Origin of the sequence: Tunturiibacter gelidiferens, from assembly GCF_014201335.1 — a bacterium.
GTDB lineage: Bacteria > Acidobacteriota > Terriglobia > Terriglobales > Acidobacteriaceae > Edaphobacter > Edaphobacter lichenicola_E.
Genome location: NZ_JACHEB010000016.1, coordinates 13,258 through 31,799, shown reverse-complemented (window position 1 = coordinate 31,799; position 18,542 = coordinate 13,258). Strand labels below are relative to the sequence as shown.

Genomic DNA, 18,542 nt, shown 5'->3' with positions numbered 1-18,542 from the left:
CGCTGATATTCAGAGCGTAACGAGCCGACCGTAATGAATTCGTTATTAAGTCGTAACGAATCCATAAAGGCCTGCTGAGACGGGGGAACACGAGAGTGTGCATCGGCATGGATGCGTTCCTCCCGTGAGCTGGGCGGAATCGAGGGGATGGCGCCCAGGCATTCGTAGGCAGGGGACGGATTGAGGGTAAGAGCTGGTCTATATGGCCCGGGAATCACTGCCGGGACGAGCCGGGGTTCCGGCGTGCTTCCATGGTGCAAGTGCACCGATTCCAATAACGCAAAGAGATTGCGCCCCGGGGAAGTTGAATGTCAAACGGGTGTCAAAGCAGGATGAAAACGCATCGTTGAGGCACCGCCTACATGGTTGTATTCGGAGCTGGGCCTTCGATGCCTTTACTGCAAGGCAGACGGCGGCTGATCTTCTCAATCGCTAGTGGCCGGCCGACGGGCTTGCATGTTTTGGCGGGCGCGGGATGAAGAAGAGAAACGGTAGCATGCAGGCGCAGAAGACGGCCATGTATTGGATGATGTCGAGATAGGCAAGCATGCCGGCCTGACGATGGAGCTCGTTGTAGAGATAAGCTTGCGCGGTGTGGGAGCCGGTTCCAGTCATGGGGTTGCCGCTGGTGTGGCCGCCGAACATGCCTTTGAGCTTCGCCACCTGATTCATAAAGGCCTGGTTGCCTGAGGTCAGGTTGCGGACCATGTGGGTCTCATGATTCGCCGTCCGGCGAGTGAGCATGGTTGCAACGAACGCGGTTCCGACAGATCCACCAATGTTACGCGCCAGATTCGTCAGGCCGGAGACGTCGTTATTCTCCGACTGCTTCACGCCAATGTACGCGATGGTGTTGATCGGAATGAAAAGGAAGGCGAGACCAGATGCCTGGAAGCAACGAACGAAGACCAGGTAGCCGTAGCTCACGCCGAGGTTCAGCGTATGCATCGTGAATAAGGAGAGCGTCAGCATGACGAAGCCGTAGGCAATTAGCTTACGCGGATCGACCTTGCCGACCAGAATGCCGACGACGGGCATCATGCACATCATCATCAGGCCCGCGGGCGAAAGCACTAGCCCGGCAAGTTCGGCTGTGTAGCCGAGCAGCGTCTGCACGAATTGAGGGATCAGAATGGTTGTGCCGTAGAGCGAAAAACCGAGCACGAACATCAGCAGAAAGCTGATGGAAAAGTTTCGGCGCTTGAAGAGAGTTAGATTCAGAATGGGGCGGTGGCCGTCGCGAAGCTGCTTGAGCTCCCACCAGATCATCGATACGAATGCAACGACCATTGCCACGGTAAAGAACGTGATGAGGCCTGACGAAAACCAGTCGTCCTCCTGGCCCTTGTCGAGGATGAACTCGAGCGAGCCGAAGGTGAGGCCAAGAAGGCCGAAGCCGAGAAAATCGAGTTTGATGCCGCCCTTCTGCGATTGCTCGACTTGTTTCTTCACCCAGGGCGGATCTTCGACGATGCGCGAGGTGAGGAACAGCGATATCAGACAGATGGGCACGTTGAGGAAGAAGATCCATCGCCAATCGAAATTGTCCGTGATGTAGCCCCCGAGTGTGGGACCTATCGCGGGCGCGCAGACCACGGCGAGGCCATACATGGCAAAGGCCTGGCCACGTTTCTCAGGCGGAAAGGTGTCGGCGAGAATCGCTTGTTCTGAAGGTGCGAGACCGCCGCCCCCTACTCCCTGCAGGATGCGGCAGAAGATCAGAATCGGCAGCGAGGGAGCAAAGCCGCAGAGCGCGGAGCTGATGCCGAACAGAGCGACGCAGATCATGTAGAACTTCTTGCGCCCGATGAAGGTCGTCATGTAGGCGCCGGCAGGAAGAATGATGGCGTTGGCGACCAGGTACGCTGTCAGCACCCAGGTGGCCTCATCCTGCGTGGCACCCAGGCCGCCAGCAATGTGGGGGAGAGCGACGTTGGCGATGGAGGAGTCGAGTACCTCCATAAAAGTCGCCAGGGTCACCGTCATGGCAACGATCCACGGATTGATTCGCGGCCGCCATGGTCGGTCGACCGCCGGGTGGTGCTCGGGTTTACGCGCTTCAGAGAGCTGCGCCTCGGGTAGTTCAACTACTGTGGCTGCCATGTGTGGTTTATTCGATTGTATTGATATAGGCCGGGATTCAGAGAGTTGCAGACGAAAGTTGCAGGATTCAGTGGAAACTTAATATCTCGCCGGTGGTGATAGGTTCTAGCCAGAGCTATTTTTGAGGAGCGGTTATGTACATTCCCAGGGCAAATCAGGAGACCCGCGTTCCTGTCATCCATAACCTGATGGAAGAGCAGCCGTTTGCCTCTCTCATCAGTATGGGGGCGAATGGCCTCTTCGCGTCGCACATTCCAATGGTGCTCGAACGGGATGGCACGGAGTTCGGACGCCTCAAGTGCCATCTCTCGCGAGCGAATCGGCAGTGGCGCGACTTCACACCGGACGTTGAGGCGCTTGCGATCTTCTCCGGTCCACAGCACTACATCACGCCCTCCTGGTATCCGGAAAAACAAGAAAATGGAAAGGTGGTGCCGACCTGGAACTACGCGGTTGTTCACGCGTATGGGCATCTCAGGGTGATCGAAGACAGCGATTGGCTGATGGCTCATCTCGAAAGTCTTGTGACGATTCACGAAGCCGAGTTACCGGCTCCTTGGAAGATCGAAGATGCTCCAGCGGACTATGTCGCGTCGCAGATAAAGGGCATCGTTGGCTTAGAGATGGTCATCGAGCGACTCGAAGGAAAATGGAAGGTGAGCCAGAACCGCTCGGAGCAGGACCGCGTAGGAGTTGCAAAGGGCTTGGCGGAGTTGGACACGACGGAGAGCCTGGCGATGAAAGCTCTTGTGGATCAGAGAAATTGAGCCCTACGCAATTCCAAGGGAATCGCGATAGGCTTAAATCAATGTCTCCGCACGCGCGTCGCAATCGGTCTCTCAGCATTCTGTTTTTGTTCAGCTTTACCTCGTTGGTGTTCGCCCAGACGGAGAAACCCGCGACCAACGCGGCTCCACCTGCGATTAAAGAGCCCACCGCCGCTGATCTCTTACGCGGATCTTACGGTCCGTATCGCGCGAATAACGATCTTCTTTTCTATCACCTCGATCTCCGCGTCGACCCCGAGAAGAAGTTCATTAGAGGGAGCAATGAGATTCGCTTCAAGATGCTGGTGGATGGCACCCGCATTCAACTCGAGCTCTTCCCTACCCTCCAGATCGACAAGATCGAGATGGGCAAGACGCCCCTGAAGTATGAGCGCGACGGAGGCACCTTCTTCGTCGACTTTCCGAAGACATTGCGCATCGGACACACCTACTCCATCGACGTCCATTACTCGGGCAGCCCAGTGGAGACTGGCCGATTCGGTTGTTTCACCTTCAAGCAGGACACTGCAGGACACCCGTGGATCAACACCGCCTGCGAAGAGACCGGCGCCAGCGTCTGGTGGCCGAACAAAGACCAATGGCGCGACGAGCCGCAGGAGGGCATGGAGATCAGCGTTGCCGTTCCGAACGGCCTGATGGATGTTTCGAATGGAAAGTTCATGGGCAAGAAGGATCTCGGCGATGGGTACACGCGCTGGGACTGGAAGGTCCACTATCCCATCAACAACTACGACGTCGCGTTGAACATCGGCAACTACGTTCACTTTGGCGACAAGTTCGGCGACCTCCCGCTCGACTACTATGTTCTGCCTGAGAGTCTCGACGGAGCCAAGCGCCAGTTTGCGCAAGTGCCTGGGATGATGAAGGCCTATTACCACTACTTCGGCGAGTACCCCTTCAAAAAAGATGGCTACAAACTCATCGAAGTTCCCTACGCCGGCATGGAGCACCAGAGCGCAGTCGCCTACGGCAATCACTTCCACAATGGTTATCTCGATCGCGACTGGACCGGCGTCGGCATTAGTCCCCGCTTCGATTTCATCATCATTCACGAGAGTGGCCACGAGTGGTTCGGTAATGCGATTACAGCCGCCGACAAGTCCGACATGTGGATTCACGAGGGTTGGACGACCTATCTCGAATGCCTCTACGTCGAGTACAACTACGGCCACGAAGACGAGGTAAAGTACGTCAACGCGCTGAAGAAAAAAGTAAAAAACGACCGGCCCATCATCACAGTACGTGGCACCAACGCTGAGCCGCCGCAGGATCAGTACTTCAAGGGCGCACTCTTCATCAATACCTTGCGCAGTATCGTCAACGACGACACCCGGTGGTTTGCGCTGATCCACGACTTCTATCAACACTTCAAATATCAGAACATCATGACGGAAGACGTTGTTCAGTACTTCAACCAGCAGACGGGGATGAACCTGACCCCTGTCTTCGATCAATACCTTCGCCATACGGCGATCCCGACGCTCGAACTGAAGTTCGACGAGTCTGCGGGCAGCGTTCAGTATCGCTGGCAGGCCGATGAAAAAGACTTTGCCATGCCGGTTCGCGTAGGCTTGAAGGACCATTGGGAGACGATCCGGCCCACCACCGAATGGCAAACCATGAAGACGGGGCTCACGAAAGACCAGTTCGACGTGGCGACCGATTTGTACTACATCAACGTCGACAAGCAATGAGGCGCATACTTAACAAGAAGAGGCAGCAGTGCTAGACTTCGAATCTTCCGCTGTTGGCAAGTCGCCTCAGTGATCGAATCGAGTGGAAAGGAGACGCGGAATGCATCCAGATCTTGAGAAGCTAATCGTATTGCAGGCACACGACGTCGAGGCCAAGCGTCTACGCGATGAGATGGTTGCGCTGCCGAAGCAGGTGGCTGCGCTCGAAACCAAAGCGAAGTCGACGCAAGGACAGCGTGCCGTCGTCGTCGATCTCATCGCAAAAGAAGAGGCTTTGCGGCGGCGGCAGGAGTCTGACGTCAAGGACCAGAAGGCCAAGATCGAACGAACGCGCAAACATATGGATCTGGCCACGACGACCGTGCAGGTAACGGCGTTCGAACACGAGATTGCCTTCGCTCAGGCAGAGATCACTAAGCTCGAAGACGCTGAGATCGAGAGTATGGAGCGCGGCGAGGGACTGGACGCGCAGAAAAAACTCGCGGATGAGGCTGTTGCTGATGCGACGGCAACTCTGGAGCGCGAGCGTGTTCGAGCGGCAGAGACGGTCGCGCTCGATAAGACACTGCTCGCAGCGGTGGAAGAGAAGCGCACGGTTGTGCGCGCGGAGATCGGCGAGGCCGCACTCTCGACTTATGATCGCATCGCAAAGGCGAAGGGGACGGCAGTGGCTGAGGCGCTCAACCAGAAGTGTATGGCCTGCCAGATGATGGTGCGGCCGCAACGCTGGAACGACCTTCGCGACCGCAGCAACGACGACACCATGATGACCTGCGAGAGTTGCGGCAGGTTGCTGTACTACGATCCGGCGCGAGACGCTCCTCAGCGGAAAACAGTTCCGGTGGAAAGCATCGCAGCATCTATTATTCGGTCCCTTTAGCACGTAGAAGAAGGAGTATTCGAGGTTCGGTGAAAAGAATCTGCATAGACATGGACGAGGTGATGGCGGATGCGCTGGGCGAGCATCTGCTGCGTTATAACAAGCACTTCGGCGAAAATGTCACGCTCAAGGACCTTCAGGGCAAGTGGCTGTGGGATGTAGTTTCCACCGATCGTCACGATGTGCTCGATGCGTATCTGCGCTCGGAAGATTTCTTCGAAGTGCTGGCTGTGATGCCTGAGTCTCAGCGCGTTCTGCAACGACTACATATGAACTACGAGGTGTTTATCGCGACCGCGGCGATGGAGGTTCCGACCTCGTTTCAAGCCAAGTATCGCTGGCTGGCGAAGCATTTTCCGTTCATACCGGCGTCGCATATTGTCTATTGCGGCGACAAAAGCATTCTCCACGCTGACTATTTGATCGACGACAACCCGCGGCAGCTGCGGCGCTTTCAGGGCGAAGGCATCCTCTACAGCTCGCCCCACAATGCCGGGGTGACGGGCTACAAACGCGTCAACGACTGGCTCGATGTGGAGAAGCTGTTTCTGGGCTGAGGGTCGAGAATGCTCCTTTTATGCGTAGAGATTCGATTCAAAACGCTGGAACGCGGCATCAGACCACGCGTGGCTCGACTTGCGCCAAGTATCGCCTTCCTCCGGCATGAAGTTGGGAAAATCCATGCGGCAGTAGCCGCAGCGGGCTTCAAAATCGTAGAGCGCCTGCGCGGTTCCGTCGAGATAGAGCGCCGCCTGCAGCCCGTCGCGTGACCACTCCACCGAGGCGATGCGCTGTGGCTCAGGACGCTTCAACTCGGCGTCGCTCTTGGCTAGGGCGGCCACGTTGTAGATCAGCATCGCGTCCATAATGCTGTGCTCGTGCAACTCCTGCGAGCGGTCGCACGCATAGAAATATCCAGCGACGCCTTCATCTTCAAAGACCACGGTCCACGGAACGATGGGCGAGTTAACGGAGAGAAAGGCAAGGCCAGGGGTGAAAGAAAGCGACTGCATATCTCTCACGATACACTCGAAGAGGCGGCCGCTGAATGCCTTCGGCCGTGTAAGTTGAGCGACAAAGTGGACGCCAGTTGCAGCCGGAAAGCCGGATGCGAGATCAGACTAAGAGAAAGATAAAGGCCGGCCTACCTCACGATGGGAATGAAGCTCCCCCGCATTAAGTTCGGACGACCGCAGCAGATGGCTGGGCTGCTCCTGCTGGTTTTTCTCGCCGAGTGCCTCTGGGTCGTGAGCCGGCAGCAGCTGTCGCAGCAGGACTATCGCTATGCAGAGTGTGGGCGCGAGATGTGGGAGCGGCCTTCACCGCTGGCCGGTTACTTCACCACTTGCGGCAATCTCAACGGCGATGGAACCTTTGCCTACCGCGTCGCTGGGCTGCCTCTGACTTTACAGCGCCTGGTGATGCTCGGTGCGGACAAGCTTCGCAAGCCGGAGAACCGACTCTATGCGCAGGGTTCGCTCAATGGTTCGACGTGGGAGGCGCGGCACGAACTCTTCAGCGTCAAGTACCTTCTGCATGTCCCATTTATCTTCTTCGCCATCTGGCTCGGGGGCGGTCTGTGGTGGGTCTGTCGACGGCTCTTCGGAAACGAAGGTGGATTCTTCGCCTTGGGGCTCTACTGCTTTTGCCCCGCCATTGTTCGGTCCGCCGTCATGCCCAACAATGAGGTCCTGGCGATGTGGGGGCTCTACGGGTTGGTGTACACCGCCATGGGCGTCGCTCACGCAATGCAGGGACCACGTCGCAAGTGGCGACCGCGAATCGCTCTGCTCACTCTTTCGCTGGGGCTTACTGCGGCGGCGCATCTGCTCGCGGCAATTATCGGTTTTGTGATGGCGGTAGTGTGGATGATGTACCTGGCGCAGCGCCGGCGCAGCTACGTCATGCAGATCCTAGTCTTCTCCGCCGTCGGCGCGCTGGCAATCCTGTTTGTGTCTTATGCCTTCCGCCTTGCGCCCTTCAGTTATGTCTTCACCGGCGGCGGAGCACGGTTCTGGTTCGCGCTCGACGGGGTCCGGCGATTCTTCCTGAACGTGACAAATGCTCCAATCGTCGTCGCGACGCTCGTGGCGCTTTTGCTCTACGTTTCGACACGGCGCTGCCGCTACTTTGGCAACACTGCGCCGCTAGTCATGTTTTTGCTGCTCTTTCCGCTGGTAACGACGCAGACGGTATCGCAGCCGTGGCTTTGGGCACTCCCGTTCCTGTTCACGTTTGTGGGCGGGGTCTTCGCAGACGTGCTGGAGATGCGTCAACGTAAGATGTTCCTCGCTCTGTCAGGCGCGATCCTTCTCATGCAAGCGGTTCTATGCCTGTCGTTGCTACCGGAGATTGCTCGATAGATGTTTCCGCTTAAAAAGCGGAACTGTATCCGGATTGCTACTGCCTGTCCGTGCGGAATTTTCAAGAAATACTGCATAATAGGTCGGCACACTCACAAAATTGTCGCGTCCTGAAGGATGGTCTCGCCCGTAATGATGAAAGTCTCTGCTCGCTCCGCCTGTACTGCATCGGCCCTTATCGTTCTCCTACTTCTGAGCGGATGCCACCGCCATCGCAAGTCGAAGTCTCAACCCAACACGACGGCCTACGCGGATAAGCTGCACGAGATGGTTGAGAAAAAAGCGCTGCCGCCCGAGAAGGTTGACACGACCAAGGTCCCTAATCTGCGCTGGCCTAACTTCTCCGATTACGAAACTATCGTGGCTACTTTCTACGACGATCGCAACTATGAGGTGGCGTGGACTCGCGATGGCGCACCGACTGCTTCGGCGAAGGGCTTCATTCAGGCCTTTCAGGATGCCGCATCGAAGGGCCTGATTCCCGAGGACTACGACGCCCCACGCTGGGCTGACCGCGTGCAGGCTCTCAATACCAAGTCCGACGACGCGATCTCGCTCTTCGACGTAGCCATGACCGTCAACGTCATGCGATACATCTCAGATCTGCGCATTGGCCGTGTCAATCCGTCGCGCTTCAACTTTGAGATTCCTGTCCAGGACAAGAAGTACGATCTGGCCGAGTTCGTCTCTGACAACGCGGTCGACGCTACCGATGTGCCGAAACTCATAGTCGGCGTCGAGCCAGACTCTGACGAATACCGCCAGACCGAAGCCGCGCTGGCACACTACATGGATCTCGCGAAGCAGCAGGGCCAAGCGCATGCAGATCCACTGCCAACAGTTCCGAAGGCGATTTCGGTGGGGGGGAGTTACCCGTCGCTGCCAGCTCTTCTCGCGAGACTCCAGCTCGAAGGCGACGAGGAGGCCACCGCGATACTATCCTCCCCGAACACGACGACCTTCGACTCTTCGTTGTCCGATGCCGTCAGACACTATCAGCATCGCCACGGCTTTACCGAAGATGGCAAGCTCACTCCGCAGACGATCCAGTCGCTTAACGTCCCAATGGACTTTCGCGTGGCGCAACTGCAGGATTCGCTCGAACGCTGGCGCTGGCTCCCCGAGCCATACCTGCATGCGCGTCTGATGGTGAATCTGCCCGAGTTCGTGCTGCGCGGCTTTAACCCCGATCACAAGCTCGACTTCACTATGCGCGTCGTCGTAGGCAAGGTGATGGGCCAGCACGAAACACCTGTATTCACCCACATGATGAAGTACCTCGTCTTCCGGCCTTACTGGAGCGTTCCGGTCGACATTGCGCGCAAGGAGTTAGTGCCGCACATGGAGTCCAACCACGGCTATCTTGCGAGCAAGAACTTCGAAGTGACCAACAACAAGGGTATTCTCCAAACGGACTACACCGCCAAGCAGGTCGCGCAGGGCGCTGTGATGGTGCGGGAGAAGCCCGGCCCGAAGAACTCGCTTGGCTTAGTCAAATTCATCTTCCCCAATCAGTACGACATCTATCTGCATTCAACGCCTGCTGTCTCTCTCTTCGATCAGACTCGACGCGACTTCAGCCATGGTTGCATCCGTGTGCAGAAGCCCGCCGATCTCGCCGCGTGGGTGTTGCAAGGGCAGGGCGATTGGGATCTCGACAAGGTGCAGGAAGCAATGAACAGCGGCCCGGACAACAAGACCGTCAGCCTCAAAACACCACTGCCGATCGTGATCTTTTACCTGACGGCAATCGTTGAGGACGGCGGGGAAGTCCACTTCTTCGACGACATCTACGGCTACGACTCCGAGATGCAGAAGGTTTTCTCCAAGGGCCCACCCTACCCGATCAAGCCCCAACCGATCGTGCCAAAAACCAAGGAGGGCGATACGGTTTAGAAGCATGTACACTGCTGTCCTGAAAACAGGAGTTCAAGCGGATGCCAGATGCAAACTTCAATCCCAAAGTTGACGCGTATCTCGCGAGAGTGCGTCCCTTCGCGCTGCCGATCATGGAGTATCTGCGCGAGCTTGTCCACAAAGGCTGTCCGGGAGTCGAAGAGACCATCAAGTGGAGCCGCCCCTTCTTCGAGTACCGCGGCGCGATTCTCTGCAACATATCAGCGTTCAACGAACACTGCAGCTTCGGCTTCTGGGGGGAAGAGATCGGTGCGGCGCTGCGCGAGGCTGGCGTAGTTCAGGAGGGCGGCATGGGTTCGCTCGGCCGCATCACTAACATCAAGGATTTGCCCTCCAACAAGCAGATGCTCAGCCTGATCCGCCAGGCCGCAGCTTTCATCGAGCGTGGCGAGTACACCAGCCCTATCGCAGCCAGGCGTAAGGTGGTAAAGGCTCCGAAGGCTGCCGTCGAACCACCGTCGGAGCTCCTGGCTGCTCTCAAGAAAGACAAAAAAGCTGCGAAAGTCTTTGCGGCGTTCAGCCCGAGCGCCAAACGCGAGTACGTCGATTGGATCGCAGATGCAAAGCGCCAGGAGACCCGCGAAAAGCGTATTGCGACTGCGGTGGAATGGATCGCCGAGGGAAAGCAGCGTAACTGGAAGTATCAGAACTGTTAAGGCGAACGTCAGCCCCGTCCTTTATCGCCGGAATTCACGCTTGTACTCCTGCCCTGGCAGCGACCTATCGACCGTACCGTCCACTTTGTAATTTTTCGCTGTCTACCGATTCGCGAGGCTATAGACTTGCTGCGATGTCTTCCCTACCCAGGCTAGTAACACCCAACGAAGATCGAAAGCAGCGCTCTGCTCCGAGAAGTGCAACACTCGACGCTCCCCTCTTCCGGCGAAGATTAATCAATTGGTACCGCAGCCACGCGCGGGAGCTCCCCTGGCGGAACGTCAGTGATCCCTATCGCACGTGGCTCTCTGAGGTCATGCTGCAGCAGACCCGCGTCGCCGCTGTCGTCGAGCACTACAACGGCTTCCTGCGTCGCTTCCCCACGATCCTTGCTCTGGCCCTCGCGCCTGAGGCAGAAGTTCTCGCAATGTGGTCGGGCCTTGGCTACTATCGGCGGGCGCGTATGCTCCACAAGGCCGCGCAGTTCCTCACGCAGGAGCGCGGCGGCGTTCTGCCCAGCACAGCCGCCGAGTTGCGCACCCTGCCCGGCATCGGCGAGTACACCAGCGCGGCCATTGCCAGCATCGCTTTCGGGGAGAGCATCGCCGTAGTCGACGGCAACGTGGAGCGGGTGTTGTTGCGTATCACGGGGCGTCCCGAACAAAAAGATGCAGTCGGGCGGGCCTTTGTCCAGAAGCAGGCGTCCGCACTTGTGCCCAATCGGCGCAAGGGCGAACAGACCAACGCCGCCGGCGACCATAATCAGGCCATGATGGAGCTCGGCGCGACGATCTGTCTCCCCCGTGCTCCGCTCTGTCTGCAATGCCCTGTGTATGGAATGTGCAAGACGCGCGGCGAGCACCTCACGCTGCCGCGTGCAGCCCAGCTCAGTCGCCCTGCGGCCTACCTGCTCAGCCTGCGCAAGCGCGGGACCCTCACTGAGGTTCTGATGCAACTCCGCGCCGACGACGCCAGTCTCATGCCGAGCATGTACGAGCTGCCCCCACTGCCACAGGATGCCGTTCAGGGACGCGAGCCACTGCTGCGCCTTCGCCACGCCATTACGAATACGAACTACTACGTGCAGGTCTACGCCGCAAGCGGACCACAGGACCGTGGACTGCGCCGCTCCGTTCCCGCTTCAAAGAGCGATCTGCATTGGGTATTAACCCACCGGCTCGGTTCCTTGCCACTCACTGGATTGGCACGCAAGGCGCTTCAGCGCCTTGATGTCATGAAGGTAGACATGCCGAAGCTGCCTGCTGCACAAACCGTAGCTCGAGAAGTTTCGCGCTGAGTCGACGCAGGGTCCGGCGACAGAATCATTGCATCTGCGAAGACAGCTTCTTTGCAGATGCTGCCTGTGGCAGAATCGCAGCCGAAACGCTGCGAACCTTTCCATTAACCCCATTCGCTTGCTTGGCTCCGCTCCCGAGCTGCATTAGCAGTGGATGCTGCAGTGTCACAATCACCGCCGTGGCGGGCGTCTTGCCGGTGCACAGGTAGCTATGGATCGTGTTCGCGTCGAAGTAAATCGCATCCCCAGCCTCTACGTGATGCGTCATGTCGCCGTGCCGAACGTCGAGCGTGCCCGAGAGCAGATAGAGAAATTCGCAGCCAACATGCTGGTGAGCTCGCGGCGACCGGCCCTCTTTTTCGGGTAGGAACTCCGCAAAGTACGGGTCGAGCTGACGGTCCGGAACCAGATATCCCAGGCTCTCGAAGAAATAGGCGGGGTCATCTGCACCAGTCTGCGGCAGGCGTACACGCTCGTCGCGGCGATGCACCCGAAACAGAGTCTGCGGCTCCGGGTCGAAGAAATAACTGAGGTCTTTGGAGAAGACCATCGCGATCCGCGCGAGATTACGCAGCGTTGGCACCACGCGACCGGTCTCCAACTGCGACAGAAAGCTGGCCGAGAGACCGGTATGGCGACCCAGCTCCACCAGCCCCATCGACTTCTTCAGTCGCAGGTATTTGATGCGTTCGCCGATTCTCTTTTCAGCGATGAAGGACTCAGCCGCCTCTCCATCTACCTGAAGATGTCGAACGTCGATTGCGGAGTTCGCTCTCTCACCGGGCATAAAGGTATCGGGTGGAGCGGAGGTCCCAGCAGTTGCCAAAATCGAGGAGGAAGAAGTTTTGCTCATAAGTTTATTCGCTAGGCCAACAGACGTTGAAACCCGATCAAAAGATGTACGGATGACCCTACTTTCTGGATTGGATGCCGATTTTTTTCCCAGCGGTGGTCTGATCTCTTCCCGAACCGATCTCTGCCCTATGATGGTCACAGACCAATGAAGTTTTTGCCCATCCTCTGCCATCCGCGAACCCGTCGATGGCTGACCCTAGGTGCCGGAGCGCTACCAATTGCCTTTGTTGCAGGCTGTGCCAGCCCCGGGCCGCCGCATGCTCCCTCCCTCAATCTCCCTGAGGTCGTACGCGATCTCACCGCGGACCGCACCGGGGACCGGGTCACGCTTCATTGGACGACCCCGGAGAAGACCACCGATCACCTCGCGATCAAGGGCGCAATGACTGCAGAGATCTGCCGCGTCACTGTTCCAATCCCCCAACCGGCGGTTCCCTCAACCCCTGCCTGCACTGTAGTTACGCGCCTTCCGGTCTCGAGCGGACCCAGCCAGGCGGAAGAGGCCCTTCCTTCATCCTTAACCGCGGAGCCTGCCTCCCTTTTGGCCTACCGGGTGCAGCTCTTCAACGCGCACGGCCGGTCCGCGGGCCTTTCCGTAGAAACCTTCGCCGCCGCAGGCGCGGCCCCTCCCTCCGTCGAGCAGCTCCGTGCAACCTCAATCCGCGAAGGTGTTCAGCTCGAGTGGCAGCAGAAAGACACCACCTCGCCGGTGCAGCTCGACCGCTTTTTGGCTACGTCTACCAGTACTGCTGTACATCCCGGTCCGGCCAATCCCCCTTCTTCCACCGCATCGAAGCCCGCGTCTCGAAGCAAGTTTAAAAAACCCTCGCCTCCTTCGACGTCTACCTCCGCAAAGTCCACTTCCGCAAAATCACAAGCGGTGCCAATGACGTCGTCGAAGACTCCCGACGAGGTGAAACTGGAGACGCCGAAAGAGACTGTCGATGCAGGTGGTACCGTCGACCGGACCGCACAGAAGGGGGAAAGCTACCGCTACACCGCCCGGCGGCTTCGCGAGATCTCCCTTCAGGGTCACGCGCTCGAACTCCGTAGTGACCTTTCCTCGCCGGTCACGGTCACTATGCTCGACACCTTCCCGCCCGGAGTTCCTACCGGGCTCGAAGCCGTACCAGGAGGCGCCACGCCGTCTGATCGCTCCATCGATCTTTCATGGATCCCTGATATAGATCCGGACCTCGCAGGATATAGTGTGTATCGTCAGGAAGTTACTTCAGCGGGCCAAGTTGCGGGATCAGCGACACGCCTGAACTCAACCCCGATCGTCGGTCCTGCCTACCGCGATCTAACAGCCGTTCCCGGTCATCGCTACGCCTATCGCGTCACCGCGGTCGATGCCTCAGGGAACGAGAGCGCTCCAAGCGCCGACGTGCAGGAAACATTAAGGGAGCAATAAAAAAACACATGCGTTACTGCAAGTATCTGTCGTCTGAAAACGGCACCTTTCTCCCTCGTTATGCCTTGGTGGAGAAGCGCAGCGGAGCCCTCTGGGCCACGCTTCCAATGCAGGCCCCGCAAGAAGACCTGAACTCCCGCATCCTTGGCGGCGTCCCCATTCCTACCCTTGCGGTCGAGTTCGAGCCAACCCCACTCGATGACCTGCATCTCCTCCCACCGGTCACGCCGTCGAAGATTCTCTGCGTCGGCCGCAACTACCGCGATCACGCCGCCGAACTGGGCAACGAGGTCCCCTCCGAACCCCTTCTCTTCCTCAAGCCGCCCTCATCCTTACTCGGTCCCAAAGGCACCATCCGCATGCCTGCCATCTCCAACCGTGTTGATTACGAAGGGGAACTAGGCATCGTCATCGGCCGCCGCTGTTACAAGATCGGCCCCGACGAAGACGTCCGCCCCTATATTCGCGGCTACGTCTGCGTCAACGACGTTACTGCCCGTGACATCCAAAAGTCCGACGGCCAATGGACTCGCGGCAAAGGTTTTGACACCTTTTGCCCCGTCGGCCCCATCGTCTCGGACGAGATTGACCCCTGCGGATTCGGAGATACAGCCGGCTCTCCTGTCACCGTCACCACGCGGCTCAACGGCGTCGTCAAGCAGCAGGGTTCCACTCGTGACCTCATCTTCCCCATTGCCGAACTCCTCCGCTACATCACCGCCACCATGACACTCGAGCCTGGCGATCTCATTCCCACAGGAACTCCCGCAGCAGTAGGAGCCGTTCTGCCGGGTGATCGCATCCAAGTTGAAATAGACGGTCTCGGCGTCCTAGAAAATCAGTTTGCTGCCGGCTGACGGCCGCAGCGCAATCCCTCAGAGCTTGATAAAATCTACATAACAGCCAAGGAGAAAGATTATGGCATCGTTACTCGAACAGCTTCGCGGTTTCACCACCGTCGTCTCCGATAGCGGAGACTTTAACGCCATCCAGCAGTTCCGCCCACAGGATGCGACCACGAATCCATCGCTGATCGCCGCCGCCGCCGAAAAGCCTGAATACCAGCCCGTCGTCGATGACGTCCTCAAAAAGGTACGCAAAGAAGCAGGCGCCAACGTCTCAGACAAGGAAGTCGCTGCAACCGCCTTCCGCCCTCTCGAAGTCGCCTTCGGCCTCAAGATTCTCGACATCGTCCCCGGCCGCGTCTCCACTGAGGTTGACGCCCGCCTCTCCTACGACACCCAGAAGTCCATCGATGAGGCTCACGCCATCATCGCTCTCTATGACAAGGCCGGCATCTCACGCGACCGCGTCCTGATCAAGCTTGCCTCCACCTGGGAGGGCATCCGTGCGGCTGAGATCCTCGAGAAGGAAGGCATCCACTGCAACATGACGCTGCTCTTCGGTCTTCACCAGGCCGTTGCTGCCGCCGAAGCCCAGGCCACCCTTATCTCGCCCTTCGTCGGACGCATTCTCGACTGGTACAAGAAAGATACCGGCAAGGACTATAAAGGTGCCGAAGACCCCGGCGTTGAGTCCGTCACCACCATCTACAACTACTACAAGAAATTTGGCTACAAGACTGTCGTCATGGGCGCCAGCTTCCGCAACATCGGTGAGATCACTGAGCTCGCCGGTTGCGACCTTCTCACCATCGCACCGAAGCTGCTTGACGAGCTTGAAAAAACCCAGGGCTCGCTGCCACGCAAGCTCGATCCTGCTAAAGCACAAAGCCTGGACATCAAGAAGATTCCAATGGACAAAGCCACCTTCGACAAGATGCATGCCGAAGACCGCATGGCCACCGACAAGCTGAAGGAAGGTATCGACGGTTTCTCCAAGGCCATCGTCGACCTCGAAGTGATTCTCGAAAAACGTCTCAGCGAGATCGCCGAACCTGCCACAGCAGCTCGCTAATCTCCAGCAAAAACCAGTGCTTTTCCTCTCGGCGGCCTTCCCCAAAAAAGGCCGCCGAGTTGCCTTCCAGCAAGACTTTTTTTCGGCCAACCCTCTCTCTTATTCGGATTTCTCTAAGCAGAGAGAGGTGAACCATGCACGCTTTCAAACTTCTTGCCGCAACTACTGTGACTACTCTCAGGATTGCGATTGCCGCACCTAAACCCAGGCTGCTCAGATCAGCGTTGATATCGGGCCTGCTCCCGTATGCCCTTATGGCTACTACGAAGCGCCGCCCTACAACTGCGCTCCCTACGGCTACTATGGTTCGGAGTGGTTCAGCACCGGCGTCTTCATCGGGGCCGGTCCGTGGTTTCATAGTCGTGATCACTTCTACGGTCACGTAGATAACCACTATCACCCTGAGCATGGCTATCACGGCCCGTACCCGGCCCGTGGCCAAGCTCCCTGCGGACTTTCATCCCGGAACACATGGAAAAACTTCCATGGCAACGAGATGCGTGACGGGCACGGCCACTTAGGCGGCGAACACCACTAATCGAATCGCCACAAAATCAGTTACACAAAAAAGGCAGGGACCGTTGTTCTGGTCCCTGCCTTTTTTCACCTCGCCACAACCTGCACTTTATCGCTGCCCGCTCGCGACGGCAGCCATCTGTGAGTCCGCTACCGTGGCCGTCAGCCCAGCTACACTCTTCACCGGCTGAGCCCCCGGCCTCTGCTTCAGCGAATACATTCTCTGGTCCGCCACCCGCACCAAACGGATAGAATCCTGCGCGTCGTCCGGGTACATCGCCATGCCCATGCTCGCGGTCACCACCATCGGCCTGCCCTCTACCAGTATTGAGCGGTTCAGCGCTCGCTGCACGGCCTCCATAAAGTGATCGAGAGACTGCTCTCGTTCTACATCCGCCGCCACGATCACAAACTCATCCCCACCCAGCCGCGCCAACGTATCGGACGACCGCACTCCCTTGCGCAGATGCATCGAAACCTCACGAAGCACCTGATCGCCCGCCTGGTGTCCCATCGTGTCGTTGATCTTCTTGAAGCCGTTCAGATCCAGGATAATCAACGCCAGCCGCGTGCCAGTTCGGTTGGCGCGTTCGATCGCTGTCGTAAGCCGGTCTGCAAACAGACGCCGGTTCGGTAATCCGGTCAACTCGTCATGGAGCGCCAGCCATTCGTTGCTCGACACCTGTTCCTCCAGCATCACCAGAATCATGCCGATTGAGATCAGCGACTTCTGCATATTCCAAATGTGTGACGTGATATCGGCATATTCGCGATATCGCACGATCCAGGGATGCAAAAGCAGGCACAACGACCAGATCGTAAAGCCCGTCACAATTGCCAACTTCCCCGTGCTTCCGGCCGGCAGCCTTCTCTGGAAGTTCACCGCAGCAGTCGCATACACACAGCACAGGCTCCAGTACACCGCCGCCCTGTAGTCGGAGATATGGATCAGGTACCCCATCGCCATCCACCCGCACACATGCAGCACGGCCACCGTCCAGCTACGGCGCAGATAGAGCGATGTCGAAACACCAATCACCATTCCCGCGGCCATGCACGGGAAGTACGCGATCCCCTTGTTCAGATGCATTCCGTAGACCGTGCAGAGCGCCAGCAGTGGGAGGCCATTCAGCGAAAGATACAGCAGCCGCGAAGCCTTCGAGACAGGGTGAACTCCCGCAGCCCACACGAAGATCATTCCGGTCAGCAGGTAGCAGTCCATGACGATTACGTGCAGAATCTTTTGCGGCGGTCCGTTATGCGCGTAAAACGTATGCGCAGCCGCTTCCACGAGAGTGAAAAACAGGCCCAGCAGCCACAGGTCCGCACGCTCCTGGGGATGCCGCCGGCGCAGCAAGACCAGAATAATAATCAGAATCATCAGCGCCAGAAGATCGGGAAGAAACGAAAAGTTCATCGGGACCCGGGCATCGTCGCAGTTGGATTAGGCCTCAACCCGAGGCCTAGCGGGATGCGTTTGCTACATCTCAGTGACAGAACGAGTGCCATCACTTTAGAGTCCTGAAACCTGAGTCAGAACCATAGTCCACCAAGCACCATCAGCGCGATGGCAAAATCAATTTTTTACAAAACTGAGAAAATTGAGACGAACAACAGCCCAGAATAAGAACTCTGCAGCGCTCTGCTGCAATGGGCAACTGCGGCCTCGAAGTTTCTGAAGACGGCAGAAAAATCTACAGACTCACATGCATTTAACCCGCCCGCCCGGGTCTTTCAAACTAGCTGAATTCATTGTGCGGGGCCCCTGTTAGCTTGTCGGTCCAACAGACATTCAGACGTCGTTTGTTGCACAATTATGCGGTATTACAGAGGAAATCAAACATAAAAATACACTACACAGCGGCCTCAAACCAACTCCGACCCGCACTTCACTTCATTCAAACGCTTCAATCAAACACACAATTTTCATTCACACTCCTCCAGAACGGCGAAATCTGGCGAAGCGTCGTAATGCTCAATGGTTAGTGAACACCGCGAATAGACCGTTACACGACAAATTCGTTTGCCCATATCGACGCCTCAAACCGCGAAATGTTGCGTTTTCTCTTGCGGCTCTTTTTTCGCGCGCACTTCAATTGCTGTTGTTGCGTACAGAAAAGGCTGGAGATCTTTCGACCACC

16 protein-coding genes are annotated in these 18,542 nt (G+C 57.6%); 11 read left to right on the top strand and 5 right to left on the bottom strand.

Annotation, left to right across the window (positions count from 1 at the left end):
- Positions 1 to 432: 432 nt before the first annotated feature.
- Entirely contained in the window at positions 433 to 2,103 is a 1,671-nt protein-coding gene (locus tag HDF14_RS24570; RefSeq protein ID WP_183981399.1) for a DHA2 family efflux MFS transporter permease subunit, read from the bottom strand.
- A gap of 134 nt (positions 2,104 to 2,237) precedes the next feature.
- Between HDF14_RS24570 and HDF14_RS24565 the strand changes: the two genes are divergently transcribed.
- From HDF14_RS24565 to HDF14_RS24550, 4 genes are all read left to right on the top strand, one after another.
- Positions 2,238 to 2,870 (top strand): FMN-binding negative transcriptional regulator, encoded by a 633-nt coding sequence (locus HDF14_RS24565; protein WP_183981398.1) that lies wholly within the window; start codon positions 2,238 to 2,240, stop codon positions 2,868 to 2,870.
- A 41-nt stretch (positions 2,871 to 2,911) separates the two neighbouring features.
- The gene (locus HDF14_RS24560) at positions 2,912 to 4,585 is read left to right on the top strand and encodes a M1 family metallopeptidase (protein ID WP_183981397.1); all 1,674 of its coding nucleotides are present in this window, start codon (positions 2,912 to 2,914) and stop codon (positions 4,583 to 4,585) included.
- Between the two features lie 100 nt (positions 4,586 to 4,685).
- Complete coding sequence (locus tag HDF14_RS24555) at positions 4,686 to 5,465, top strand: zinc ribbon domain-containing protein (RefSeq protein ID WP_183981396.1); 780 nt, start codon at positions 4,686 to 4,688, stop codon at positions 5,463 to 5,465.
- 50 nt (positions 5,466 to 5,515) lie between these two features.
- Positions 5,516 to 6,022 (top strand): 5' nucleotidase, NT5C type, encoded by a 507-nt coding sequence (locus HDF14_RS24550; protein WP_183981395.1) that lies wholly within the window; start codon positions 5,516 to 5,518, stop codon positions 6,020 to 6,022.
- A gap of 18 nt (positions 6,023 to 6,040) precedes the next feature.
- Here the strand turns inward: HDF14_RS24550 and HDF14_RS24545 are convergent, their stop codons facing one another.
- Positions 6,041 to 6,478, bottom strand: a complete 438-nt coding sequence (locus HDF14_RS24545; RefSeq protein ID WP_183981394.1) for a DUF2251 domain-containing protein — start codon at positions 6,476 to 6,478, stop codon at positions 6,041 to 6,043.
- A 147-nt stretch (positions 6,479 to 6,625) separates the two neighbouring features.
- On the opposite strand from HDF14_RS24545, the gene HDF14_RS24540 reads away from it, so the two are divergent.
- From HDF14_RS24540 to HDF14_RS24525, 4 genes are all read left to right on the top strand, one after another.
- Positions 6,626 to 7,828, top strand: a complete 1,203-nt coding sequence (locus tag HDF14_RS24540; protein ID WP_183981393.1) for a hypothetical protein — start codon at positions 6,626 to 6,628, stop codon at positions 7,826 to 7,828.
- A gap of 132 nt (positions 7,829 to 7,960) precedes the next feature.
- Positions 7,961 to 9,724, top strand: coding sequence for a L,D-transpeptidase family protein (locus HDF14_RS24535; protein ID WP_183981392.1), 1,764 nt, complete (start codon positions 7,961 to 7,963; stop codon positions 9,722 to 9,724).
- 41 nt (positions 9,725 to 9,765) lie between these two features.
- Positions 9,766 to 10,401, top strand: coding sequence for a YdeI/OmpD-associated family protein (locus HDF14_RS24530; protein ID WP_183981391.1), 636 nt, complete (start codon positions 9,766 to 9,768; stop codon positions 10,399 to 10,401).
- Positions 10,402 to 10,535: 134 nt separating this feature from the next.
- Positions 10,536 to 11,699, top strand: a complete 1,164-nt coding sequence (locus tag HDF14_RS24525; RefSeq protein WP_183981390.1) for an A/G-specific adenine glycosylase — start codon at positions 10,536 to 10,538, stop codon at positions 11,697 to 11,699.
- A gap of 25 nt (positions 11,700 to 11,724) precedes the next feature.
- Here HDF14_RS24525 and HDF14_RS24520 read toward each other — a convergent pair whose 3' ends face one another.
- Positions 11,725 to 12,552, bottom strand: a complete 828-nt coding sequence (locus HDF14_RS24520; RefSeq protein WP_406707269.1) for a helix-turn-helix domain-containing protein — start codon at positions 12,550 to 12,552, stop codon at positions 11,725 to 11,727.
- Between the two features lie 147 nt (positions 12,553 to 12,699).
- On the opposite strand from HDF14_RS24520, the gene HDF14_RS24515 reads away from it, so the two are divergent.
- From HDF14_RS24515 to HDF14_RS24505, 3 genes are all read left to right on the top strand, one after another.
- A complete protein-coding gene (locus HDF14_RS24515; RefSeq protein ID WP_183981389.1) occupies positions 12,700 to 13,968 on the top strand; it encodes a fibronectin type III domain-containing protein in 1,269 nt (422 codons plus the stop codon).
- Positions 13,969 to 13,976: 8 nt separating this feature from the next.
- On the top strand, positions 13,977 to 14,825 hold the full coding sequence (locus tag HDF14_RS24510; protein ID WP_260698566.1) for a fumarylacetoacetate hydrolase family protein: 849 nt from the start codon (positions 13,977 to 13,979) through the stop codon (positions 14,823 to 14,825).
- Between the two features lie 61 nt (positions 14,826 to 14,886).
- Positions 14,887 to 15,885: a transaldolase gene (locus HDF14_RS24505; protein ID WP_183981388.1), complete on the top strand. Its 999-nt coding sequence runs from the start codon at positions 14,887 to 14,889 to the stop codon at positions 15,883 to 15,885.
- On the opposite strand, the gene HDF14_RS27295 is transcribed toward HDF14_RS24505, so the two are convergent.
- Both HDF14_RS27295 and HDF14_RS24495 read right to left on the bottom strand, forming a co-directional pair.
- Complete coding sequence (locus HDF14_RS27295; RefSeq protein WP_183981387.1) at positions 15,848 to 16,303, bottom strand: hypothetical protein; 456 nt, start codon at positions 16,301 to 16,303, stop codon at positions 15,848 to 15,850. The two genes, HDF14_RS24505 and HDF14_RS27295, sit on opposite strands and share 38 nt — an antisense overlap.
- Before the next feature lie 207 nt (positions 16,304 to 16,510).
- Positions 16,511 to 17,818: a GGDEF domain-containing protein gene (locus HDF14_RS24495; RefSeq protein ID WP_183981386.1), complete on the bottom strand. Its 1,308-nt coding sequence runs from the start codon at positions 17,816 to 17,818 to the stop codon at positions 16,511 to 16,513.
- Between the last annotated feature and the right edge of the window lie 724 nt (positions 17,819 to 18,542).